This window comes from Mucilaginibacter sp. P4_C11, from assembly GCF_056402115.1.
On record NZ_JBFUIA010000002.1, the window covers coordinates 107,037 to 131,765 of the forward strand.

The window sequence follows — 24,729 nt, forward strand, 5'->3', positions numbered from 1 at the left end:
CGGGCTACGCTACATCCCGAACTATGTAGGGAATGCAAATATATAATTTGCGGATTTAATTCAAAACTGTAAATCAAATCACCACCTTTTTAGTTCAAAAGACACTTTTAGCTAATTTTACCGTTTTGAGTAAGGGGCTTCTGCTATTATATTGTTAAATGTCATAGCAATGGCCTTTATTGTGTTTTGATTTTTTATCTTAACACCCTTGATAAATATAATTTACAAATATTTTTCGTTTAATTATGTATTTGATATTTTAGCACTGAACTATGACCTCTGCCGAAAATTATGAATTACTCATTGAAAAGATAAATATCTTTATAAGGAAGTATTATTTTAATAATTTTTTGCGTGGCCTGATATTTTTAGGCGCTGGCTTGTTCTCCGCTTATGTAATAATTACGCTGAGCGAATATTTCGGGAATTTTAATATTCTCTTCCGCACTATTCTCTTTTATTTTTTTATTCTGCTCAACGCTGCCCTTGTGTGCTGGCTCATATTACCCCCCTTGTTGTCATGGCTTAAATTAGGAAGGTCATTAACGCATGATGAGGCAGCTGCAATTATTGGCAAACACTTTCAGGATGTAAACGACAAATTGTTGAACACCCTACAGCTAAAAAAACTGGCTGCCGATGACGAAAAACACCGCGCACTCATCGAAGCCAGTATCGATCAAAAAATAGAGTCGTTAAAGCCGGTAAGTTTTCCATCAGCCATCAACATCCGCGAGAATAGTAAATATCTTAAGTATGTCCTGGTGCCGGTTGCAGTTATCCTAATCATCGCTTTGGCTGCGCCATCTATTTTAACGGAAAGCACAAAAAGGTTAATCAGGCATAATGAGTTCTTTGTGCCTGCTGCCCCATTCAAATTCAATATACTCAACAAAACCCTTTCTGTAGTTCAAGGCGATGACCTGAAGCTTGATTTGAAGCTGGATGGCGATAAATTACCTGCCGACGTGTACGTAGAAACGGCCAACAATACTTTTAAGCTTGATAAAGAGAATATCAGCCGCTTTCATTACCAGTTTACAAATTTGCAGCAAAACACCAAATTCAAGCTTATTGGCAATGGTTTTACATCTGCATTGTTTGAGATTAAGGTGAACCAGAAACCGGCTTTACTTCATTTTGATGTAGAATTAAATTACCCCGCCTATCTGCATAAAAAAAATGAAACGCTTGCAAATGCGGGCGATTTGGTGATACCAGCCGGAACAGCAGTCAAATGGCTGTTACATACGCAATATGCAACCGGGCTGCAGTTTTTTATGAATAATGAACCACGCCAGGCAGTGGCAAATGGGCCCGGTTTATTTGTACATAACGAAAATGTTTACAAAAACGCGGTTTACAGGCTTAACCCTGTAAACAACCAGGTAAACCACAGCGACTCGGCCGCCTACCATATCAACGTAATTTTGGATGAACCACCGGTGATCAATGTTGATGAAAAACCTGATTCGGTAAGCATGAAATCGCTGTATTTTAATGGAAAAATCCAGGACGACCACGGTTTTTCGGCTTTGAATTTTCATTATAATGTACAATCATCCGGCAATAAGGCTAATACAAAGACGTTTGTAAAGCGTGTGGAGGCGGATATGGGACAAACGCAGGCAGATTTCTTTTATTTCTGGAACTTAAAAGATATGGGCATTAGCCCGGGCGACCAGGTGACCTACTTTTTTGAAGTAGCAGATAATGATGGCGTAAACGGGCCCAAAAAAGCCCGCACTCCTGAACGTACGCTTCATGTGCCCGATGCCAAAGAAGTAAACCAGCAATTGAATGCCGGTACCGAAGCTATCAAACAAAAAATGCAATCGGCCATTAAACTTGCGGGGCAGGTTGAAAAAGAATCGCAGAAACTAAACCAACTGCTGTTGAACAAAAACACTCTTTCGTTTGATGAAAAAAAACAGGTAGAAGACCTGCTGCAAAAACGAAAAGACCTGGAAGATTTGGTAAAGGAAATAAAAGACGATAACAAAAAAAACCTATACAACAGGCAGGAAAACCAACAGCAAAATGAAGAGATCCTGGCCAAACAAAAACAAATTGAAGACTTGTTTAACAACGTGCTTGACCAAAAAACAAAGGAGCTGTTACAAAACCTGCAGCAATTACTAAACGAGCAACAAAAGGACGCTACCCGCGATGAGCTCTCCAAAATGCAAATGGACAACAAGTCGCTAAAAAAGGAACTTGACCGCATGCTGGAGTTATATAAAAAGCTGGAATTTGATCAGAAACTAAACCAGCAGATTGATCAGCTAAATAAGCTTGCCGATAAAGAGCAAAAACTATCTGAACAAACAAAGCAACAAGGCGCCGATAAAAATCAATTGCAGCAGGAGCAGGATAACCTGAAAAAGGAATTTGACGATGTAAAAAAAGGATTTGACGATCTGCAAAAAACAAATGAACAAGCCGAGCACAAAAGCGATTTCAAGAGTCCGGAAAAAGAAACACAAAGCATAGCGCAAAAAATGGAACAAAGCGCCGGCGATTTACAAAAGAACGATAAAAACAAAGCCAGTAAATCGCAAAAGCAGGCAGCAGATGAAATGAAGGATTTGGCAAGCAAGCTACAGCAACAAGACCAGGAGGGCGAAAGCAAAGAAAACGCGGTTGATGCCCAGCAACTACGTGAGCTGTTGAAAAACCTGGTGAACAGTTCCTTTAGCCAGGAAAAGCTGATGCAAACGCTAAAGACTACCAGCCCTACAGATCCTGCGTACATCACATTGTCGCAAAGCCAAAAAGATATTAAAGATAACCTTAAAACGGCCGAAGATAGTTTGTATGCACTCAGCAGGCGAATCCCGCAGATTCAATCAACCGTTAATACCGAAATTGGCAGTATAAATTCCCGTATAGATCAGGCGCTGGATAACCTGGGCGATAGGCGCACGGCCGAAGCCAACCGCAATCAGCAGCTTGCCATGACATCCATGAACAACCTTGCCCTGATGTTGAGCGAAGCATTAGATCAGCTGCAAAAAATGATGAATAAAAGCAAGGGCGGTAAAGGCAAACCGCAATCTATATCGCAGCTAAATAAAATGCAGCAGCAGCTAAACAAAAACATGCAAAAAGCGCGGGAGCAAATGCAGCAGCAAGGCAATAAACCGGGGCAAAGCCAGCCCGGACAAGGTAACATGAGCGAACAGTTGGCCCGCATGGCACGCCAGCAACAGCAGATAAGACAACAGTTGGAGCAGATAAATCGCGAAGAAAATAAGAATGGTACGGGTAAATTAGGTAATTTAGATAAAATTTCGCAAGAAATGGAACAAACTGAGCGTGATCTCGTAAACAGGAAGATTACAGACGAGGCGCTAAAGAGGCAACAACAAATACAGAGCCGGTTATTGGAAGCTGAAAAAGCGCAACAGGAGCGTGAGCAGGATCAGCAGCGAGAAAGCCAGGCCGGCAAAAATATACCTCCGGGATACATAAAAGCGTTGCAGGGTTACCAGCAACAAAGGGCAAAGCAGACAGAACAGGTAAAGACAGTATCTCCGGCACTTAATTTGTATTACAAGCAAAAAATTAAATCTTACTTTGATCAACTTAATGCCAAATAATATGGAACAGGCAAATGTTCAAACCGGCGAATTATTCACGTTACAGCTACCGTCGAACCCGGAGAGCATAACGCAGCTTGAAGCGCTGATAGAAGAGATTGCTGACAAATACCATGTTGCAGATGATACCTTTGCCAACATGATGACCTGCTTAAACGAGGCCGCTATAAATGCTATTATTCATGGCAATAAACTTGATGCCGCAAAAAAGGTAATTATTAATGCCGATGTTGCCCCCAAGCGGGTAATATGGACTGTTACCGACGAGGGTGAAGGCTTTGATTACAATCACCTGGCCGACCCAACAGCACCAGAAAACCTGGAAAGCCTTACCGGCCGTGGTGTTTTTATTATTAAGCACCTGGCCGACCAGTGCATTTTCAATGCAAAGGGCAACGAGATTGAACTACATTTTAAAATATAATGCCCGCTATCAGCTTTTTTGAAGAAGACATAAGCTATAAGCTAAAAAACAAGGCCCTTGTGCGCCAATGGATTAAAGACACCATTGGCGCCGAGGGTTTTAAATTAAAAGAGCTGAACTATATTTTTTGCTCCGATGCTTATCTGCTTACCCTTAACCAGCAATACCTTGATCATGATACCTATACAGATATCATCACTTTTGACAACAGTGAGGTTGAAGGCGATATTGTGGGCGATATTTTTATATCGATAGAACGCATCCGCGAAAATGCCATCAAATTTGGACATTCAGAAACCGACGAACTTCATCGTGTTATTATTCATGGTGCGCTGCACCTGGTAGGCTACACAGATAAAAGTGTTGTTACAAAGAAAAAAATGACACAAAAAGAGGATGAGTATTTAGCTAAGCGAAGTTTTATTGGCTAATTTTACCTACATATTTGTTTAACCATCAATTATTTAAAACCATGAAATTACTTTCTTTAATATTGGGCTTCGTTTTGATGACGGCCGCCCCATCTTCGGTTTATGAGTTTAAGCTGAAAACTATCGATGGCGACAATTTTTCGCTGGCTAAATACAAAGGCAAAAAGGTGTTGATTGTAAACACGGCTTCAAAATGTGGCTTTACAAAACAATACAAAGATTTAGAGGCGTTGGCCGAAAAATACAAAGGCAAACTGGTTGTAGTGGGCTTTCCTGCTAATAACTTCGGTGGCCAGGAACCGGGCACTAATCAGGACATAAAGACCTTTTGTCATGACAATTTTAACGTAACCTTCCCGATGAGCGGAAAAGTTAGCGTTTTAGGTTTAGATATCGATCCTTTATTTCAATATCTTACAACAGCGCCAAATCCTGATTTTACAGGCGACATTAAATGGAACTTTGAAAAGTTTTTGATAGATGAAAATGGCAAACTGGTACACCGTTTCAGGTCGGCAACAACACCGTTATCTGACGATATTACCAAATATCTTAACTAAAACATGAGATAGGTATTATGATTTTGAAGGCTCCGGTTTACCGGGGCCTTTTTTATGCGCTTTCGTATTTTCGGAACCTGCCGAAGAACGCTTGCAGAGGCATTTGCCCACTATGCTCGACAGGCTACCCATTACAAGTTGTATTTTCGAGGTGCACAGAGCCTGTCACCCCGACCCCGTCGAAGGCGCGCGCGGAAAGGCCTTTGCCCACTATGGTTCGACAGGCCCACCATGACAGCCCTTTTCACGACGTCATTCCCCTTCATGATTTAGCGAACTTTTACAGTTCGGCAGCACTGGAGTGCAAAGGTCAACCCTGCCAATCTCAATTTTTTCCATAAAAAAGGCCTTTCCCGACGAATCAGAAAAGGCCTTTTTTGAAAGCTTTGGTGTATGCCTCTTAAAAAAGAGGTAGGGTAATTAAACTCTTTTTGATTTGATACGAGCTGCCTTACCGGTAAGGGCACGCAGGTAGTATAATTTAGAGCGACGCACTTTACCAACGCTGTTCACCTCTATTTTATCAATGTTTGGAGAGTTAATAGGGAAGATACGCTCAACACCTATACCGTTAGAAACTTTACGAACAGTGAATGTTTCCGAGTTACCTGCGCTGTTACGTTGTATAACAACACCCTGGTAAAGCTGGATACGTTCTTTGTTTCCTTCTCTGATTTTATAATGCACACTTACAGTATCACCGGCCTTGAAGGAAGGAAACTGTCTTTTTTCTATTGATTGCTCTTCAACAAATTTTACTAAATCCATGATTTTTAGCTCTTAAAGCGATTTTTAGCCCGTAAAAATCGGATTGCAATTATAGGGCTTTTTTTTGATAAATAAAAACCTATTTTAAAAATTTCCACAATTTGTAATTTGTTAACAATCTACCAGGGAATAATGATTGATTTGGTTGATTATGTGGGTGGTTGGATAGCATATTGGAATTATTTTAAAATAGTTCTTGACTCTTACCCTGCGTGATACCATAGCTTTGTATTAACGCACAAATAAAGACCAATGAAGCAACCATATTCAGTAAAACAAATTGCCTGCATGGCTGGGGTAAGCATCCGGGCGCTGCATTTATACGACCAAATCGGCCTGCTTAAACCTGCTCTGCGCAGCAAGGCGGGATATCGTCAATATAGCGACGATGAATTATTACGCCTGCAGCAGATATTGTTTTACCGCGAGCTTGATTTTCCCCTAAAAGAAATTGCAACTATACTCAACGCACCCGGCTTTGATGTAACCATTGCGCTTGCAGAACACCACATCGCTTTAGAACGCCGCAGGGACAGGCTTAACGTATTATTGAAAACTATCGACAAAACACTAATCAACTTAAAAAACAAAACAATGAGTAATGCAGAGGAACTTTATGAAGGCCTGCCCAAAGACCAAGCCGCCGCATGGCGCCAGGAAGCCATAGATAAGTGGGGCGAAGACATAGTGCTACGGTCGGAAAAGGCCCTCATAGAGCAGCCTAAGCTAAACCTCGGGCGCTTAAAGACCGATCAAAAGGATATCGCCACCCAATTGCAGCTATTGCGGCACGCCGACCCGCAAAATGATATGGTACAGGAGCAGATAGCCCGACATTATGCCAACATCCGCGCGTTTTGGGGCGTTACAGATCCTACCGATTTAAATGCCGAAACCTACAAAAGCCTTGCAGAGCTGTATGTTTCCGACGAAAGGTATACCACAACCAACGGCCAGCCCGATCCGGAATTTGCTGCTTTTATGCGCAAGGGCATGTTATATTTTGCCGATAATAAATTGAAGTAAAAAGGCGGGGGCATCCGGAATCATTCTTCCGGAGCCCCTGTTGCCGGCCTTTTCTCGGTAAAATAGGCTATCACCGTATAAAACAGACCGATGATGAGCAGGTTAAAAACAAAATTGATGAGCGTATCGCTTACCGAGTGCGAGCGTTTGTCGATATCTATAAATGTGTAAACAGCATAGGCAAATGCCATGGCGAATATAAGCCAGCCTGCAACAGCGGCGGGCAAATAAAAAATTCCTTTACGGGTAAACCAGTTTAATTTCATGTGCTTAACTTTTAATGGAGATACTTTCGGTCATTACATAACTTATAAAAACAAATACAATAGCCAGGCTAATCAGGATGAGCACTATGTTCCAAAGCTTCACTTTAATGGTAATGCTCACCTCTTTCACCTTACGCCTGTCGGGATCGATGTTTTTTACACCTACGTGCAGTATGGAAAGCACATTGATAATGATGCAAACGATGGGCAGTACAAATAATACTACCGGGCCCAGGAAATCAATAAAGGGAACTTTTGCCAATCCCGACATCAGGCTAAACATAGCGGCGAACCAGCCCATACGGGCATGGAAGAAATAAAACATAAACACGCATAATAAAAAATAGCAAGGCACTGCTATAAGCCACACCCCAAGGGCGGCCGAACGGCTGGCATTCATGATGGCCATTTTTACCGTATTTTGATGCTGCGAAGGGTTTACATCCGGTACTTTTAAATTTTCCATTTGCTTTAAAAATTCGTCGTTATTTTTCATGTTACTTACCCTTATAATGCGTTAACTCCATTTGGTTGCAGTGCTACAACATGTTTCTTAATTTCTCTAATCCGCGCGACAACAGCGACTTAATCGTTCCTTCGTTTTTGCCCAATATCTCGCCAATTTCGGTATTGGTTTTTTGCTCAAAATAGCGCAGCGATATTACCTCCTGGTATTTTATATTCAGCTTCAACAGGTTCTGGCGTATCCGGTTATAATCGTCATAGGCTTTAAGCTCCTGCTCCATCATCTCCCGTTCGTCGGCAGCGTTTTCATGCAGCAGTTTCTCCATCTGGGGGTTTTCCATCAGCTGCTGTAACGATTGTGGTTTGTACTTACTGCTGCGGTAATATTGGTTAAGCTCGTTGGTTGCTATGCGGTAAAGCCATGACGATAGCCGGATGCCCCGCCATTGAAAGCCCCCGATTTTTAAAAAAGCTTTTAAAAAAGTCTCGGCGGCAATGTCTTTCGATAAATCATAGTCGCCGGTGCGGCGCATAATATAGCCAAACACAGGTTTGTACCAAGCATCAAACACCTGCCCAAAAGCAGCCGCGTCCGTTCGGCATTGTTCAATAAGCTGGGCTTCCTGGCTGGGGTTCATGATTACAACATACCTGTAATGCAAAAGGCATGGTTTGGTTGCAATCTAATTTAGGGAAAATAGTAATAGTGGCTGGCTGATTGGGTGGATGAATATGACTGTCATTAAGATGTTCCGAAAGGTGGATAAGGGCCAGACTCAAAAACTCGTCCTTATCCACCTTAAAAGTCCTCGTGCCCACTTCATTTCGCGGGCCATTTTGCATAGCAACGTGTATAAGCCTCCTCCTGCTTCATCCGACAGCAGAAGAACTTATCCCGAACCTACAGCGTAGCTATATCAATCACGAAACGATACCTTACATCGCCCTTTTCCATGCGGGCATAAGCGGTATCAATATCTTTAATGTCTATCATTTCAATATCTGAAACAATTCCGTGTTCGGCGCAAAAATCAAGCATTTCCTGGGTTTCGGCTAAGCCGCCAATACCCGATCCGGCAAGGCTTTTACGGCCACCCAACAGGCTAAAGGCCTGCACACTGGCGGGCTCTGGGGGTACACCTACGCAGATATGTACTCCATTGGTGCGCAGCAACGATAGGTACATGTTAAAATCATGCGGTGCCGATACTGTATCCAAAATAAAATCGAAAGAGTTTTTGGCAGCTTCAATTTGTTTTGGGTCGCTGGTTACAACAAAGTGATGTGCTCCTAATGCCCTGGCATCGGCTTCTTTCGCTGGCGATGTACTCAAAACGCTAACTTCGGCACCAAAGGCAACACCAAATTTAACCCCCATATGGCCCAATCCACCTAAACCTAAAACAGCCAGTTTGTGGCCTTTACCAACTTTCCAATGCCTTAACGGCGAGTAAGTGGTTATACCGGCGCACAGCAAGGGCGCAGTTGCGGCAAGGTCAAGTTTGTCAGAAATATGCAGTACAAAATCTTCGTTAACCACAATGCTGTTTGAGTAACCGCCGTAAGTTGGTGTTTTATGGTCTTGCTCCAGGCCGTTATATGTTTGCGAGCTCCCGTTTAGGCAGTATTGCTCCAAATCCTGTTTGCAGTTTTCGCACACACGGCATGAGTCAACCAGGCAGCCTGTTCCTGCTAAATCGCCAACTTTGAAGTTTTTTACATGATCGCCAACTTTTACAACCCGGCCAACAATTTCATGACCTGGCACCATCGGGAAAATACCCGGGAACCAATCATTTTTAATCTGGTGCAAATCGCTGTGGCAAACACCGCAAAATAAAATATCAAATTGCACATCATGAGGCCCAACCTCGCGACGCTCAAAATCCCATGGGGCAAGATTGGTAGTTGGCGATTGCGCCGCGTATCCTTTAACTGGTATCATAAGTAGTTGTTATTTTTGATTACCTAAAGGTACGGGAATAGATTTGAGATGTTAGATAGGAGATTTGAGATTTATTAAAGTAGTTATAGCATTATGACAAAAATATGTTTAGGGCCATCTCCTTTCCCCCTGAAAAACCCATGCAATAAATTGACCGTCGAGTATCTATCAGGTAAAACCTGAAAAAAATGTTATGACGCGCAACGCATATAGTTAAACGAAAGTCCTAAACCACCGCCATTGCGGGTAACCATCAGCTTAGGCTGGAAAAAACAGAAATGACATTGCTGCAAATGGGGTTGTTGTAGAGACGCATAATTGCGTCTCCCGCAGGACATTCAGGATTTGCAAGGTGCGATTGCAAGGCCGATTTGCATGTGTGATTTGCATGCGGAAGACGCAATTATGCGTCTCTATATTAAAAAACAATATTGATAATCAATAATTTACAATGATGTCATTATAAGATACGAACCAATGACGCTACTTTTGGGTAGCGGGTTTATCTAACTCTTATAATCCGAGATACTTAGCCTATGCTTACAAAAGCCATACTCATGCTCCTGGTTGGAGCAAATGATGGTGAGCCGGCCGGTAGCAAAACGCTCGACAAGGCTTAAATACCAATCAACACCCTGGGTGTCGAGGTTTGATGTGGGCTCATCAAGCATCAGCATGGGCGTATCGGAGCAAAAGGCCAGGATAAGTTTGAGGCGCTGTTTCATGCCCGATGAAAAGTAACGAATAAGCTTATGTTCGCTTTTGGGCAGATTCAACAACTCAATCAGCTGCTTTTTATCAAGCCCCTGTTTGTAGTTTTTAAATTTGAAATGAAAATCGATCATTTCACTCAGCGTAAACTCCTCAATTACCTCTAAATATGGTGCGGCCAGGCTCAGGTAGTTAAATACCTGCGAAATTTCGATAGGTTTATCCTGGTAGGTATAGTTTATTGTACCGATAGAGGGCGACAGGCTCCCGTTTAAAACCTGTAGTAAAGTAGATTTGCCTGACCCATTAGGACCAAGAATAGCGTATGATTCGCCGGGAGTGAACGTATGATCAACCCCCCTGAAAATCCAGTCGCGGTTAAAGCGGCGGCCGATGTTGTTGAGGGTGATGGTCATATGTGGTTGGTGTTGCGGGGTTCGAGTTGAGTGTTGTGAGCTTGGCGTTGCGGGGTTCGAGTTGCGGGATTCGTGTTAATTGCTAACCCGCAACCTTTGCCTCACAACTCGAACCCCGCAACCCGAACCAATTAAGAATTCCCAAACCCCTTCATGATACCTCTTTGCGAGTTTTGCAGGAAGTTGATGATCTCGTCGCGTTCAACGCTTGGGGTAAACTCGGCTTCGATGATATCAAGCGCCTTGCTTACGTTATATTTTTTCAGGAACAGTATTCGGTAAATCTCCTGTATCTCGGCTATAGTCGCAGCTGAAAAGCCCCTGCGGCGTAGGCCTACCGAGTTGATACCCACGTATGATAACGGTTCGCGGCCGGCTTTGGTAAACGGCGGTACATCCTTACGTACCAATGAACCTCCCGAGATCATGCTATGCGCACCAATCTCAACAAACTGGTGCACAGCTGATGATCCGCCGATGAAAGCATAATCGTACACATTAATGTGCCCTGCCAATTGTACCGCATTGGCTATAATTACGTTATCGCCAATAACACAATCATGCGCTACGTGTACATAGGCCATAAGCAGGCAGTTGCTGCCTATAGTGGTGGTGTTTTTATCTAAAGCAGTACCGCGGTTAAGGGTTACGCATTCGCGGATGGTGGTATTATCGCCAATGGAAACCGTGCTTTGCTCACCTTTGTACTTTAAATCCTGTGGGGGAGCGGATACTACGGCACCTGGAAAAATACGACAGTTTTTACCTATGCGGGCTCCGTCCATAATTACGGAGTTGGAACCGATCCAGGTACCCTCGCCAATTTCAACGTCCTTGTGGATGGTAACAAAGGGTTCAATCACCACGTTATCGGCAATTTTTGCCTGTGGGTGTATATATGCTAAAGGCTGGATCATGCTTCGTTTCCTTTTACTTTTACAATTTGTGCCATTAACTCGGCCTCAACAACAACCCGGTTACCTACCATACCAACACCCTTCATGGTTGCAATACCACGGCGAATTGGCGCCAGCAGATCGCAAATGTAAATAATTGTATCGCCGGGCACTACTTTACTTTTAAAGCGCGCATTTTCGATCTTTAAAAACAAGGTCAGGTAATTTTCAGGATCGGGTACAGTGTTTAACACCAATATACCGCCCGTTTGTACCATACCCTCAATTTGCAACACACCCGGAAATATTGGCGCGCCTGGGAAGTGTCCTTTAAAAAACTCCTCGTTTATGGTTACGTTTTTAGCACCCACCACGTGGCTTTTGGTTAGCTCCAATATCTTATCAATCATTAAAAAAGGTTGCCTGTGTGGCAGCAGGCCCATAATCTCAACGGTATCATACACCGGTTTAGCATTGGCATCGTAAACTTTAACTTGTTTACGGCTTTTTTCCTTTTTAATCAGGGTTTTTATTTTTTTGGCAAAGGCCACGTTAGCAGCATGACCGGGGCGGGCAGCCATAATATGCCCTTTAAGCGGCACCCCTACCAGCGCCAAATCGCCAATCATATCCAGCAGTTTGTGCCTGGCGGGCTCGTTTTGGTGGCGTAGTTCGGCATTGTTTAAAATACCCTGCGGGGCTACACTGATATCCTTGCGGTTAAATAGCTTGGCCAGGTGGGCAAGTTCTTCTTCGTCTACTTCTTTATCAACAACTACAATGGCGTTGTTTAAATCGCCGCCTTTTATCAGGTCGTGCTTTAACAGCATTTCAAGCTCGTGCAAAAAGCAAAAGGTACGGCATGATGCTATTTCCTTTTTAAACTCGGTAATGCTCGAGATACTGGCATGCTGGCTACCCAATACCTGCGAGTTGTAATCAACCATACAGGTAAAACGGTAATCGTCTAAAGGCATGGCAACCATTTCTACCTTACGGTCGGGCTCCGAGTAATGGATATTGTAAGGTATATGGTAATATTCGCGGTCGGCATCCTGCTCGGTAAACCCTGTTTCGGTTATAATGTCAACAAACTGGATAGAACTGCCATCCATAATCGGCGTTTCGGGGCCATCCATATCTATCAGTACATTATCAATCTCCATACCTACCAAAGCAGCCAGTACATGCTCAACAGTATTAACAGTAGCCCCATTTTGCGAAATGGTGGTACCGCGCGATGTATCGGTTACATTATCAACATCGGCATCAATTATTGGCGAGCCTGGTATATCAATCCTCCTGAATTTATACCCATGGTTTTCGGGTGCCGGGTTAAAGGTCATGGTTACCCTTTGGCCGGTATGCAGGCCGGTACCCGAAACCGATACAGGTGATTTAATGGTTCTTTGTTTTACATTCATTTCTTTTAGTTCATTGGTTCACTGGTTCATTTGTTCATTGGTGAATAGTTTATTAGTTAAGTTCATTATTTGCCTGCGCAAAAGACCAATGAACCTTGAACTAATGAACCAATGAACGGTTACTGAACTAATGAACGTCCTTCTTTAATTCGGCGATTATTTTTTCTAATTCGTTTATTCTTTTCTCCAATTCGGGCAGGCGGTTTATTACTACGTTCGAGCGCATGTTTGCGCTGTAAAGGGTAGCCGGGCTGCCCGCCCATTTTTTTCCCTCGTCGGTTATGTTACGGCTAATGCCCGATTGTGCCTGTACCTGTGTACGGTTTGCAATACTGATATGCCCCACCAGCCCTACCTGTCCGCCTAATATCACATTTTCGCCTATTTTGGTACTACCCGAAACGCCGGTTTGTGCTGCAATTACAGTATTTGCACCTATCTCCACATTATGGGCTATCTGTATCAGGTTATCCAGTTTTACACCTTTGCGTATCACCGTCGATCCCATGGTTGCTCTGTCGATAGTGGTATTTGAGCCAACCTCAACGTTGTCTTCCAGGATAACATTACCTATCTGGGCTACTTTAGTGTAACTGCCATCAGGATTAGGAGCAAACCCAAAACCATCGCTTCCAATAACGGCGCCAGAGTGTACTATAACATTATCACCTATCACACAATCAAAATAAACCGTAACGCCCGAAAATAAGGTAACGTTGTTGCCAATAGTTACATTATCTGATATGTTGACATTGGGATAAATTTTGCAGTTATCGCCAATTTTTGCGTTAAGGCCGATGTAGGCAAATGCCCCTATATAAGGCTCGGAGCCAATTTGGGCTGTTGGGTGTATAAAGCAAGGTTGCTCGATACCTTTTTTGTTAAGCTTAAAAGTGTTGTACTTCTCCAACAATACCGAAAACGCGCTGTAGGCATTCTCTACCCGGATAAGTGTGGCCGTTAGAGGGCCGGTAAGCTGTAAATCGTTATTAACAATAACTACAGAGGCATTGGTAGTATATAAATACTGCTCATATTTAGGGTTGGCCAAAAAAGAAAGGCTGCCGGCGGCGCCTTCTTCTATTTTAGCTAACTGGTTAACAGTAACCGAAGGGTCACCTTCCACCGTTCCGTTAAGCAGAAAACTTATATCCTGGGCAGTAAATTGCATCGACAAATTTAAATGTTATAATTAAAGCAGCAAATTAATTAGTATCAAGATAGCTGCGAGGAACTCGGGTTGAGAATCAAGAGCCAAAAAACATGACTCGACAACAGAATTATTCTCCGAAAGCCAAAAATCTTGATACTTGATACTAACTACTTGATACTAAATTTTTACTATAGCAAAGTATGTATTTTTTTACGGTTTTTGCTAATGCCTCCAAATTGGAGTTATCGCTGGCCGTTGTAATGTCATGTACATGGCCATCCTTCATCAATATGCCTATGTTGCCATCGCCGGCGGTATAGGCATTATTACGTATGGATGTGGTAAAAACAAAGTATCCGGCATCCTGCTCGCTTATACTGTATTTTTTCATCGCCTTTTTTATAAGGGAGTTTACAAACTCCTTGTCAGGGCGTTTGTTACTGATATCTACATGATACAACTTACGTTGAACCAGGTTTTGCGATAGCGTTGATAGTATAAAATCGGTATGCCCGGCCCAAACTTTTACGGCTGCCATAATATCGGTATCATCCAAACTCGCAAAAGTTTCCAGGTGATGGTCCTGGTTCATGAAGGCATCTCTGCTGATGCCTCCTTTTATAAAATGCTTTAACGCAGGTGTAGCAAAAAGGTCTTCGCCTTTCAGGGTAAGCTCGCGGCAGCGTTTAAATATCTTAACCAACAATTCTTCACCGGCAATTACGGTTTTATGCAGGTAAACCTGCCAGTACATGAGCCTGCGGGCAATCAAAAATTTCTCTATCGAGTAAATGCCTTTAGCGTCAACTACAATATGATCGTCTTTAACGTTCAGCATTTTGATGATCCGTTCGGAACTGATCACCCCTTCGGATACGCCTGTAAAAAAGCTATCGCGGTTGAGGTAATCCAGCCTGTCCATATCCAACTGGCTTGATACCAGCTGATGCAGGAATTTGCGCGGAAAAGTATTGTTAAAAATACTTATGGCCATGGCTAAGCGGCCATCAAATTGCTCGTTGAGTTTGCTCATCAGCATAGATGAAATATCCTCATGGTCAATCCCCTCAATAATGGTGCGCTCCAGGGCGTGCGAGAATGGACCATGGCCAATATCGTGCAGCAATATAGCAATGGTAACGGCCTCTTCCTCTTCGTCGCTTATGTTGTGGCCCTTGTTACGCAGGGTTTCAATGGCAGTATCCATCAGGTACATGGCGCCAATGGCATGATGGAAACGGGTGTGCAGCGCTCCGGGATAAACCAGGTGCGTCATCCCTAATTGCTTAATGTACCTTAACCGTTGAAAGTAAGGGTGTTCAATCAGGTCAAATATCAGTTCGGTTGGAATGCTGATAAAACCGTAAACCGGATCGTTTATTATTTTCTTTTTGTTCAATGGATTAAGTAAAGTGCAAAAATGTAAAACAAAGGTAAAATAAGCCGGTGATGTTTGTTAAATTTTGTTAATACCTTTACTAATCAACAACAAAAGCGTCCCTTTGGGGTTTACTGTCTGAATCAGAATTGCCAGAATTTAAGAATTAACAGAATATAACTGATTAAAAACAGGATATTTGACTTAACTTAATCTTATTCGCCAAATTCAACAATTCTGAAAATTCTCAAATCCTGAAAATTCTGATTCAGAATATTTTTAATCCAGATACTATGCAAGATACCACCATTTTATGGGCTGATGACGAAATTGACCTGTTACGACCACATGTATTATTCTTAAGTGAAAAAGGTTATAAAATTACGACTGTCACTAACGGCAATGATGCCGTTGACGCTTTTAAAGGCGGCTACTTCGACCTTGTTTTTTTAGATGAGAATATGCCGGGCCTTACCGGGTTAGAAACACTGCAGCAAATAAAAAACATCAATAATGATGTACCTATTGTGCTGATAACCAAAAACGAAGAAGAATATTTGATGGAGGATGCCATCGGCTCAAAAATAGATGATTACCTGATAAAGCCGGTGCACCCAAAACAGATATTGCTTACCATTAAAAAACTAACGGAAAATAAGCGCCTGGTAACCGAAAAAACTACCATGGCCTACCAAATGGACTTCCGTACACTGGGGATGACGTTGAACGATAACCTGAGCCACCAGGAATGGGTTGACGTGTACAAAAAACTCATTTATTGGGAGTTGGAACTGGAGAAACTGGAAGATGCCGGCATGCACGAAATTTTGACCATGCAAAAGGCCGAAGCCAACATGCAGTTTTGCAAATTTATTGAACGCAACTATTTAAACTGGATAAAAAATCCCGATTCGGCGCCTACAAGTTCTCCGCAATTGTTTAAAAAGAAGGTGTTCCCTAAAATGGATGGCAAAGGGCCGCTGTTTTTTATATTGATAGATAACCTGCGGTACGATCAGTTTAAGATTATCAACCCTATCATCTCCGAATATTTCAGGATGGAGGAAGAAGATACTTACTACAGTATTTTACCTACAGCAACGCAATACGCCCGTAACTCCATTTTTAGCGGCCTTATGCCTTTGGATATGGAAAAACGTTACCCGCAAATGTGGCAAAATGACGAGGATGAAGGTGGTAAAAACCTTTACGAATCGGAATTTGTTGCCGATCATTTGAAACGTGTGTTACGCCGCGACTGCAAATACTCGTACCATAAAATTCTGAATATTGATGAAGGCCGTGCATTGAATGAGTCGGTTAGCAACCTGATGAACAACGAACTGAATGTGGTTGTTTACAACTTTGTGGATATGCTATCGCACGCCCGTACCGATATGCAGATGATTCGCGAGCTGGCAAGTGATGATGCGGCTTACCGTTCATTAACACTCTCGTGGTTTGAGCACTCGCCCCTGTTTGATCTGTTGAAGTTTTTGGCTCAGAAACAGGTGCGCGTAGTAATCACGACCGACCATGGCACCATCCGCGTAAAAAACCCAAGTAAAATTGTGGGCGATAGGAATACCAATACCAACTTACGTTACAAACAAGGCAAAAACCTGAACTATAACGCTAAGGAGGTATTCCACATCCGCAACCCGCACGATGCGATGTTGCCCAAATTGCACTTAAGCTCGAGCTTTGTGTTTGCCAAGGAGGATAGCTATTTTGTATACCCGAATAATTATAATCATTTTGTTAATTTTTATAATGAGACCTTCCAGCACGGGGGCATCTCGTTGGAGGAAATGATTATACCGATAGTAACTTACGGGCCGAAGTAGGGAGCCCCCCAATCCCCTCTAAATCTCCCCTGAAGGGGAGACTTAAAAACAAACGGCCTGCCAGGAAATCTGACAGGCCGTTTGTTTTTTAAAGTTTGCATATCCCCCATTTGCAAATCAAAAACTCCCCCTTCAGGGGGCTGGGGGGCTATTTCTTTTGCTTATCAGCAAAAGAGAATACCTTTTGCAGTAATGGTGTTGTACGCGCGCCCAGGTTTTGGCGAATGTTTAATTCCTCTTTTGCTATCTCTACAAATAAGCCGTCAATAGCTTTCTGGGTTACATAGTCGGTAATATCCGGGTTTATTTTTGATACAAAAGGAACTTTGTTGTAAGCCTGCGCAGCATCGGTATAATATTTTGTAGCGCCAACTTTGTTTAAGCTTGCCTGAATTACGGGTTTAAACTGGCCGGCCAATTGTAAAGTTGTAGTTTTTTTAAAGTATTGGGTTGCTGCATCCTGGCTGCCCAACAAAATGTTGGTAACATCCTGTAGGGTCATTTGCTTTATGGCGCCAATAAATATGGGTTTAGCCTTTACAGCGGCATCTTCGGCAGCATGGTTAAGGGAAGTTATCACGTTATCGCAAAGGCTGCCCAAACCTATGCTGCGCAATGTTTTTTCTGCTTTTTGTGCTTCGGGCGGGAAAAGTATTTTAACTTCGGCGTTCTTTAAAAAACCATCTATTGCCGATAGCTTATCCGAGCTTTTGCCGGTACCTATCTCAAGGGCCTGCTTAAGGCCGTTACCTATCTCAAACGTAGTAGGTGTTCCCTGCGTACTGGTTGTTGCGGCTTGTGCCACCTGGTTCAGTGTATCGCAGCTGCTTAAAGTTATAAAAGACAGCAGTGCTGTAAGGATTAATATCTGTTTTTTCATAGTGGCCTAAAATTAGCAAAAATAGAGCCAACTACCAGTAAATTATCCCAACACTTTTAACAGGGCAAATACGCCTGCTGCAATTAAAGCAGAAATTGGAATGGTGATAATCCAGGCCCAGATAAGGTTAATGGTTACACCCCAGCGTACAGCAGATACACGTTTAGTTAAACCAACCCCAATGATAGAGCCCGTGATGGTATGCGTGGTAGAAACCGGGATACCAAACCTTTCGGTAATGAACAGGGTAATGGCACCTGCTGTTTCGGCACTTACACCTTCCAGCGGGGTTACCTTGGTTATTTTTGAGCCCATGGTTTTAACAATTTTCCAGCCACCGCTCATGGTACCTGCCGCTATAGCGGTATAACAAGCCAACGGAATCCAATCTGGCATAGGTGCGCCTGCATGAATTACTTTGCCCGCAATTAAGGTTACATATAATATACCCATTACCTTTTGGGCATCATTACCACCGTGTGCAAAGCTTAAAGCCGCTGCCGATACCAATTGCAGTCTTTTAAACCAACGCTCGGCAGTAGCAGGCTTTGCGCGTTTACAGATGTTTAGTATCAGTATAGTTACCACATAGGCTATAAGTAAACCTATAAAGGGCGCCAAAACAATATAAGCGATGATTTTAAGCACATACTGCATCTCGATGGCGTGTAGCGCATTGGCACCCATGTAAATAGCATTGGTCATACCCGCGCCGGCAAAGCCGCCAATTAGCGTATGCGATGAACTTGAAGGGATACCAAACCACCAGGTAATTAAATTCCAGGATATAGCGGCTACTAAACCGGCCAATATTACGTGCAGGGTAACATAATGTTCCAATACAATTTTTGATACCGTATTGGCCACCTTATGGTCTTTTATAAAAAAGTACGCGGCAAAGTTAAATACAGCGGCAAGCAATACAGCCTGAAAAGGCGTAAGTACTTTTGTTGATACGATGGTTGCAATAGAGTTGGCAGCATCATGAAAACCGTTGGTGTAATCAAAAACGAGTGCAAGTAAAACTATAACAACAAGTAGGGAGGTAACCATTTAGTGATGATTAGGTATGCTTAAGCGTTTTTAACTAAAATAGATTCCATTACATTGGCCGCATCTTCGCACATATCTGTTGCGGTTTCAAGGGCGGCAAGGATTTCTTTATATTTTATCAGGCGGATAGCGTCTTTCTCGTAAAGGAACAAATCGGCCACGGCGCGGTCAAATACATAATCGGCCTGGTTTTCCACGCTGTTTATCCTGATGCACGAATCGGCAATGTTGCGCACGTTGCGCAGGTCTTTTAATTCGCGTACTGCTTTTTCCAGGTCGATGCTTGCCTGGAGGATCAGGTCAGATAGTTTACGGATATGCTCATTAAAATCATCTATCCGGTAAAGGCTCATGCGGTTGGCAGCGCCTTGGATGTAATCGGCAACATCATCAATAGCTGTAGCTAATGCGTGGATGTCTTCGCGGTCAAAAGGGGTAATAAAGTTTTTGCCCAGTTCCAGGTATATCTGGTGGGTAAATTCATCGCCTTTGTTTTCAAGCTTGTCAATTTGTTTAAACAGCTCTTCGCGGGTGGTGGAGTTATTGGAGTTAACAGCCTCTACCAAAATAGTAGCCATTGCTACTACATTGTTTGCTGCCTGCTCAAATAAAGGAAAAAATATTTTTTTGTCCTTAGGTACAAAGTATTGGAAAATGCTGTTTAATGACATGATGCTTAAAATTGGTGTAAAGGTACGGTTGCTATGTTAAATTAATGTTAACTTTTTAACACTGGTATATTGGGGAAAGGTAAAGTTTGTTTCGCTCTTTGCAAAGTAAAGCCAAAAGTTGATCCCAACCCCTCGGTACTGCGCACATTAATGGTTTGCTGGTGCGCCTCAATAATGTGTTTTACAATGGCCAGGCCTAATCCAGAGCCCCCAATTTGGCGCGACCGGCTGGTATCTGTGCGGTAAAAGCGCTCGAACAGGCGCGGTAAAAACTTTTCTTCAATGCCAATGCCATCGTCGGTAACTTCAACCAAAACCTGGTCGTCAAGTACAAAAAGGCTTAATGATGTGCTTCCTTCTTCTTTACCGTACTTAAATGAGTTATCAATCAGGTTAACCAATACCTGCCTTATTTTTTCCCTGTCGGCATATACAATGATGCCTTCATCATATTTCTGCTTAAAAATCAGCTTAATTTTGTATTGCTTGCCTTTTATCTCGAGCGATTCAAAAACCTCTTTAATCAGGTCGTTGATCTTGAACTTGCTGTAATTGATGGGTATCTCGCCCGATTCCAGCTTCGAGATCTCATCCAGGTCCTTAATAAGGTAGCTTAACCTATCCACATTTTTAGAGGCTTTTTCCAGGAACTGACGCGCCATCTCGCGGTCTTCCATGTCGTCATCCTGCAATGCTTCAATGTATCCCTGTATGGCAAAAAGCGGGGTTTTAAACTCATGCGAGATATTGGATAAAAAATCGCGGCGAAATTTTTCCTGCTTGCGCAGGTCGTCAATCTCTGATTTTTTTTGTTTTGCCCATTCTTTTACCTCCTGCTCCACATCGTCAATGGGGTTGGCGGTTACATGTTCGCCCAGGGCATCGCGCAAATCGCGGCCCAGTTTTAAATTGTGGATGAGTTTATAAATAAGTTTGATGCGCGAGTAAATATACTTTTCTATCAGGTAGTAAAATACAAAGTAGCTTACCGCTATGGTAATGGTGAAAGTAACCATCACATCATACCATTTATGCTGAAAATAAAAGTTAACCGCCGATAGGGTTATGGCAACCCCGGTTGCGGTAATTAAAACCAGTACACGCAAATTCATAGCGTAAAGCTACAATTTATAGATCACTAAAGCCCAGCGGAAAGGCCACTTCCATGTTAATTTAAAGTTATCAATTTGTGCTTTTTTTAGCAGTGTTAATAATTCCTGTTTTTTAAAACCCCTCTTTACTGATAGTGGCCCATCGTAGCGTACCATTTTATTGCGGGTTAAAACGTGTGTAATGAAAATAACCGCATAATACAGCGCCCAATGGCGGTGCAAATCGGTAATAATTATTCCCTTTTGGGCCGATGCATACATATTTTTAATCATCGTGATCCAATGTTCGTCGTCAAAATGATGCGTAAACAAGTTGCTGATAATGATATCGTGCCTGCCTAAAAGATGGGTATCGTTTATTACATCGGCCTGCACATAGCTAATATTGGCAAACGTTTTGGAAGCATTGTGCGCATAGTTTATAGCCGCAGGGGCAGCATCAATACCGGTAAGTTTTAGGGCCATTTGCTGTTGCGTTGCCCATTTGGCAATGGAAACCAGCGTATCGCCGCCGCCACAGCCCCAGTCGCATATGTAATATCCTTGCTTTACCGGGAAGTTTTTTAAAGCGGTTATTGCTTCCTTATGCCCGCCAAACCATGAATTTACTTTGCCCAGGCCTTCCAACACAGGGGCTATCTCGCTGTCGGGCAAGTTTAGGTCGTCCATGATTTCGGCATCAAAGGCGCGGTGTTTTAAATTGGGCATGGTATCAATACAATAACCTTATGAAAAAGGTTTTCCGTGAGTTTTACTAATCAGGTACCTGGATAATGGCTGCAAGCCGTTTAACAGGCGAAGTGTAAGGGCGGTTGTGTTGTTATTGCCAAACAGGCGCTGCAATTGCCGGCCTACCCATAACCGCTGCGCAAATTGCCGGTTCCAGGCATCGGTATAATCGGCCTCTAAAGCTATGCGGTTATTTTCATAAAATTTGCCGGTTTTGTAATGGCTGATAATTTTTTCTGACAGGATTTTGGCCGAGTGAATAGCCATGGTCATGCCGTTACCGCATAATGGCGCTATCATCCCGGCGGTATCGCCGCTCATTAAAATATGGTTATCAACCGGGGCTTTTTTTTCAAAAGAGATCTCGTTAATTACCTCGGGCTTATCCAGTAAAAACTCGGCATTGGCAAATATATCGTCGAGATATGGATTTTTGCGGATAACGTTTTCTTCTAACCCTTGCAGGCTGCCGTATTTGCGTAGGTCATCGCGGTGCGCCATGTAGCACATGCAATATCTGTCGCCATCGGTTTTGCTCACGCCGCAATAACCATCTTTATAGTTATTAAGCTGGATAAGATCCTGCGGCAAATCCATTTTTATATGGAATTTTACGGCCAGGTAGGGGCTGCGTTTATAAAAGAAGGGCCGCTTCAATTTTTGATCGAGGTTTGACCGTTTGCCGAACGAGCCTATTACCAGCGGGGCTGTTAATACTTCGCCGGGCGTAACCACCTCAAACTGATTGCCGGTGTAGCGTACATCCTCCACCCTTGTACCCGTCATAAAATTTACGCCTTCTATTGTCGCTTTATGGTATAAAAAATTGTCGAGGGTATATCTGCTTAACCCGAAGCCGCCCAAATCAAGCTTTTGAGCAAATTTAACGCCCGAGGCAGCGGTAACCTCCAACCTGTTAATGCGGGCAACATTCAGTTGATCGAGGTTGATATCTAAAGTATTTAAAAACGGGATTACTTCGTTAGAGATGTATTCGCCACATACCCGGTGCATGGGGTATGTTTTTTTTTCGATGAGGGTAACCTTAAGCCCGGCGCGGTTTAATAATATTGCGTTAAATAATCCCGCAAGGCCGCCGCCAACTATAATTACATCGTTCATAGGCTTTAGCAAGACATTTCCAATATCATACCCTCAACCGTTAGCCCGGGCCCAAAAGCAAAACTCATGATCTTTTGATCAATCAAACTTTCGGCCTTAAGCATTTTTTGTAGTACAAACAGGATGGTGGCTGATGACATATTACCATACTGCTGCAGCGTTTCATAGGCAAAAGCATTGCTCTCTTCCGGCAGTTCCAGCGCTTCCTCTACAGCTTCCAGTATTTTACGGCCGCCCGGGTGTACTGCATAGGCGGTTATTTCATTTGCATTAAGTTTTGCCTTTTGCAAAAAGCGGCCTGTTAAAGCCTTAATGTTTTTTTTGATTTGCTTTGACACCCGTGACGTTAGTTTCATCTCGAACCCTGTATTGCCTACATACCAGCCCATATCGTCGCGGGCTTCTGTCACAAATTCCGAGTAAAAGTTTTTTAAGGTGAGGGTGGCGCCAGTCCCCATGCGTTGCGAAGTATTCTCTACCAGTACCGCAGCTGCCCCGTCTGAAAACAAAGAGTTGGCCACCCAGTTGTCCAGCGTATTATCTTTTTGAAAATGGAGGGTGCATAACTCCACGCTTACTACCAAAACCTTGGCTTCGGGGTTGGCACGGCAAATATAATCTGCCACTTTAAGGCCGTTTATGGCCCCATAGCAACCCATAAAATTGATACAGGTACGTTCGGTATCGCGGTTAAGCTCCAGTTTTTCTACCAGTTCAATATCAATGCCGGGGGCATGCATGCCGGTACAGCTTATGGTAACCAAATGGGTAATCTGTTTTATAACATCGGGCCCAAAACCGGCGAGGCAGTTTTTAACTGCATTTACAGCTATAGCTATAGCCTCGTCCTGGTAAAGTTTTAAGCGTTTGCGGGTATCCGGAAAAGGGGTAAAGCTTCCGGATGTATCAAAAAAAGTATAGTTGGATGGATCGGTTTCGCCAAAATCCGGGATCACGGAGTAGCGATAATCGATACCAGAATTATCGTAAATGCTTTTTAGACGTGCGGCGTTAGTTGAATCCAACCCAAAAGCATTCACCATAAAATGGTAAATATCCTGCTGGGCTATCCGGTTATGGGGATTTGCTATCCCGATGGCACTGATGCAACTCTCCATTTATATTTAGCTTTATTTAAGTCTGAAGTTCTAAGTCGTAAGTCTCTTTCGACTTAGAGCTTTCGACTTAAGACTTAACGACTTTACTTGCTGATCTCGGTTTCTATCGAAACATTGGCCTCGTTGGATAAAATTACGTTTTTACCGCCAACGCCAAAATCTGTCCTTAAAACCTGGAAGCCGCCTTTAAACGTGGCACTGCTACCTGCTTCAACATACGTAAAAGGTATTTCTATCAGTTTTGTTTTGTCTCTGATAGTTACGTTAAAACTGCCGGTATAGTTGTTTCCGCTTTTATGTTTAAATGAAACTGACTTTAAAATGATCTTTGGATATTTAGCCGCATCAAAGTAGTCTTCGCTCTTCAGGTGGTTATCGCGGCTTTCATTATCGGTATTAACTGTGTTTGATGCCACAGAAGCTTCAATTGAACTTGCTGCGAGGCTGGTTGGCTTAAAATTAATGTCGGCGTTAAAGCCCCCAAAAGAGCCTTCGACATTAAAGCCCAGATTTTTGATTTTGAAAGTAACCGCCGATTTGGTTACTTTATTTTGCGCAAACGTGTTTGCTGCTAAAAAAAATAAAATTGCAATGCTAAATAGTTTCCTGGTCATACTGCTGCTAAGGTGATTTTCAAACATAATAATTTATCTGTAACTAATTTTTACATTAGTAAGATTAAGCAACCTGCTGCAGGTTTAATACGTTTCAACAAATAGTATTGGTTGCTTT

Annotated in this window: 24 protein-coding genes; 6 read left to right on the plus strand and 18 right to left on the minus strand. The window is 42.9% G+C overall.

Features of this window, described 5'->3' with window-relative positions:
- The first annotated feature begins 272 nt into the window (after positions 1 to 272).
- Genes AC1DU2_RS02320 through AC1DU2_RS02335 form a run of 4 tightly spaced genes read left to right on the plus strand, consistent with a single transcriptional unit; the run spans position 273 to position 5,017 of the window.
- On the plus strand, positions 273 to 3,602 hold the full coding sequence (locus AC1DU2_RS02320; protein WP_477382590.1) for a DUF4175 family protein: 3,330 nt from the start codon (positions 273 to 275) through the stop codon (positions 3,600 to 3,602).
- A 1-nt stretch (position 3,603) separates the two neighbouring features.
- Positions 3,604 to 4,026: an ATP-binding protein gene (locus AC1DU2_RS02325; RefSeq protein ID WP_477382591.1), complete on the plus strand. Its 423-nt coding sequence runs from the start codon at positions 3,604 to 3,606 to the stop codon at positions 4,024 to 4,026.
- Entirely contained in the window at positions 4,026 to 4,457 is a 432-nt protein-coding gene (gene ybeY / locus AC1DU2_RS02330; RefSeq protein WP_477382592.1) for an rRNA maturation RNase YbeY, read from the plus strand. Before AC1DU2_RS02325 ends, ybeY begins: the two co-directional genes overlap by 1 nt.
- Positions 4,458 to 4,498: 41 nt before the next feature.
- Positions 4,499 to 5,017, plus strand: coding sequence for a glutathione peroxidase (locus AC1DU2_RS02335; RefSeq protein ID WP_477368665.1), 519 nt, complete (start codon positions 4,499 to 4,501; stop codon positions 5,015 to 5,017).
- Between the two features lie 420 nt (positions 5,018 to 5,437).
- On the opposite strand, the gene rplS is transcribed toward AC1DU2_RS02335, so the two are convergent.
- Positions 5,438 to 5,785 carry a 50S ribosomal protein L19 gene (gene rplS, locus AC1DU2_RS02340; protein ID WP_090651474.1) on the minus strand — a complete coding sequence of 116 codons (348 nt, stop codon included), beginning with the start codon at positions 5,783 to 5,785 and terminating at the stop codon, positions 5,438 to 5,440.
- A 252-nt stretch (positions 5,786 to 6,037) separates the two neighbouring features.
- Between rplS and AC1DU2_RS02345 the strand changes: the two genes are divergently transcribed.
- Positions 6,038 to 6,811: a MerR family transcriptional regulator gene (locus AC1DU2_RS02345; RefSeq protein WP_477382593.1), complete on the plus strand. Its 774-nt coding sequence runs from the start codon at positions 6,038 to 6,040 to the stop codon at positions 6,809 to 6,811.
- A gap of 20 nt (positions 6,812 to 6,831) precedes the next feature.
- Here the strand turns inward: AC1DU2_RS02345 and AC1DU2_RS02350 are convergent, their stop codons facing one another.
- From AC1DU2_RS02350 to AC1DU2_RS02390, 9 genes are all read right to left on the minus strand, one after another.
- Positions 6,832 to 7,077 carry a hypothetical protein gene (locus AC1DU2_RS02350; RefSeq protein ID WP_477382594.1) on the minus strand — a complete coding sequence of 82 codons (246 nt, stop codon included), beginning with the start codon at positions 7,075 to 7,077 and terminating at the stop codon, positions 6,832 to 6,834.
- A gap of 4 nt (positions 7,078 to 7,081) precedes the next feature.
- Positions 7,082 to 7,573, minus strand: a complete 492-nt coding sequence (locus AC1DU2_RS02355) for a hypothetical protein (RefSeq protein ID WP_477382595.1) — start codon at positions 7,571 to 7,573, stop codon at positions 7,082 to 7,084.
- Between the two features lie 43 nt (positions 7,574 to 7,616).
- Positions 7,617 to 8,180 carry an RNA polymerase sigma factor gene (locus AC1DU2_RS02360; protein ID WP_477382596.1) on the minus strand — a complete coding sequence of 188 codons (564 nt, stop codon included), beginning with the start codon at positions 8,178 to 8,180 and terminating at the stop codon, positions 7,617 to 7,619.
- A gap of 263 nt (positions 8,181 to 8,443) precedes the next feature.
- Complete coding sequence (locus AC1DU2_RS02365) at positions 8,444 to 9,487, minus strand: NAD(P)-dependent alcohol dehydrogenase (protein WP_477382597.1); 1,044 nt, start codon at positions 9,485 to 9,487, stop codon at positions 8,444 to 8,446.
- 506 nt (positions 9,488 to 9,993) lie between these two features.
- On the minus strand, positions 9,994 to 10,614 hold the full coding sequence (locus AC1DU2_RS02370; protein WP_477382599.1) for an ABC transporter ATP-binding protein: 621 nt from the start codon (positions 10,612 to 10,614) through the stop codon (positions 9,994 to 9,996).
- A 131-nt stretch (positions 10,615 to 10,745) separates the two neighbouring features.
- Entirely contained in the window at positions 10,746 to 11,531 is a 786-nt protein-coding gene (gene lpxA / locus AC1DU2_RS02375) for an acyl-ACP--UDP-N-acetylglucosamine O-acyltransferase (protein ID WP_090638506.1), read from the minus strand.
- Complete coding sequence (locus AC1DU2_RS02380) at positions 11,528 to 12,934, minus strand: bifunctional UDP-3-O-[3-hydroxymyristoyl] N-acetylglucosamine deacetylase/3-hydroxyacyl-ACP dehydratase (RefSeq protein ID WP_147054530.1); 1,407 nt, start codon at positions 12,932 to 12,934, stop codon at positions 11,528 to 11,530. Before AC1DU2_RS02380 ends, lpxA begins: the two co-directional genes overlap by 4 nt.
- Positions 12,935 to 13,061: 127 nt before the next feature.
- The gene (lpxD, locus tag AC1DU2_RS02385) at positions 13,062 to 14,105 is read right to left on the minus strand and encodes a UDP-3-O-(3-hydroxymyristoyl)glucosamine N-acyltransferase (protein WP_477382600.1); all 1,044 of its coding nucleotides are present in this window, start codon (positions 14,103 to 14,105) and stop codon (positions 13,062 to 13,064) included.
- 145 nt (positions 14,106 to 14,250) lie between these two features.
- Positions 14,251 to 15,486: an HD domain-containing protein gene (locus AC1DU2_RS02390; RefSeq protein ID WP_477382601.1), complete on the minus strand. Its 1,236-nt coding sequence runs from the start codon at positions 15,484 to 15,486 to the stop codon at positions 14,251 to 14,253.
- A gap of 272 nt (positions 15,487 to 15,758) precedes the next feature.
- Here AC1DU2_RS02390 and porX point away from each other — a divergent pair, with 272 nt between their 5' ends.
- Positions 15,759 to 17,312, plus strand: a complete 1,554-nt coding sequence (porX, locus tag AC1DU2_RS02395; RefSeq protein ID WP_477382602.1) for a T9SS response regulator signal transducer PorX — start codon at positions 15,759 to 15,761, stop codon at positions 17,310 to 17,312.
- A 148-nt stretch (positions 17,313 to 17,460) separates the two neighbouring features.
- Here the strand turns inward: porX and AC1DU2_RS02400 are convergent, their stop codons facing one another.
- From AC1DU2_RS02400 to AC1DU2_RS02435, 8 genes are all read right to left on the minus strand, one after another.
- Positions 17,461 to 18,192, minus strand: coding sequence for a DUF4197 domain-containing protein (locus tag AC1DU2_RS02400; protein ID WP_477382603.1), 732 nt, complete (start codon positions 18,190 to 18,192; stop codon positions 17,461 to 17,463).
- Between the two features lie 42 nt (positions 18,193 to 18,234).
- Positions 18,235 to 19,245, minus strand: coding sequence for an inorganic phosphate transporter (locus AC1DU2_RS02405; protein WP_477365657.1), 1,011 nt, complete (start codon positions 19,243 to 19,245; stop codon positions 18,235 to 18,237).
- Positions 19,246 to 19,265: 20 nt separating this feature from the next.
- Positions 19,266 to 19,916, minus strand: a complete 651-nt coding sequence (locus tag AC1DU2_RS02410) for a DUF47 domain-containing protein (RefSeq protein ID WP_439695592.1) — start codon at positions 19,914 to 19,916, stop codon at positions 19,266 to 19,268.
- A gap of 47 nt (positions 19,917 to 19,963) precedes the next feature.
- Positions 19,964 to 21,028: a sensor histidine kinase gene (locus AC1DU2_RS02415; RefSeq protein ID WP_090638707.1), complete on the minus strand. Its 1,065-nt coding sequence runs from the start codon at positions 21,026 to 21,028 to the stop codon at positions 19,964 to 19,966.
- A 9-nt stretch (positions 21,029 to 21,037) separates the two neighbouring features.
- Entirely contained in the window at positions 21,038 to 21,736 is a 699-nt protein-coding gene (locus AC1DU2_RS02420) for a methyltransferase domain-containing protein (RefSeq protein WP_477382604.1), read from the minus strand.
- 18 nt (positions 21,737 to 21,754) lie between these two features.
- Positions 21,755 to 22,879, minus strand: coding sequence for an NAD(P)/FAD-dependent oxidoreductase (locus tag AC1DU2_RS02425; protein WP_477382606.1), 1,125 nt, complete (start codon positions 22,877 to 22,879; stop codon positions 21,755 to 21,757).
- A gap of 5 nt (positions 22,880 to 22,884) precedes the next feature.
- Positions 22,885 to 23,997 (minus strand): type III polyketide synthase, encoded by a 1,113-nt coding sequence (locus tag AC1DU2_RS02430; RefSeq protein ID WP_477382607.1) that lies wholly within the window; start codon positions 23,995 to 23,997, stop codon positions 22,885 to 22,887.
- 83 nt (positions 23,998 to 24,080) lie between these two features.
- On the minus strand, positions 24,081 to 24,611 hold the full coding sequence (locus tag AC1DU2_RS02435; RefSeq protein ID WP_477382609.1) for a YceI family protein: 531 nt from the start codon (positions 24,609 to 24,611) through the stop codon (positions 24,081 to 24,083).
- Positions 24,612 to 24,729: the final 118 nt, after the last annotated feature.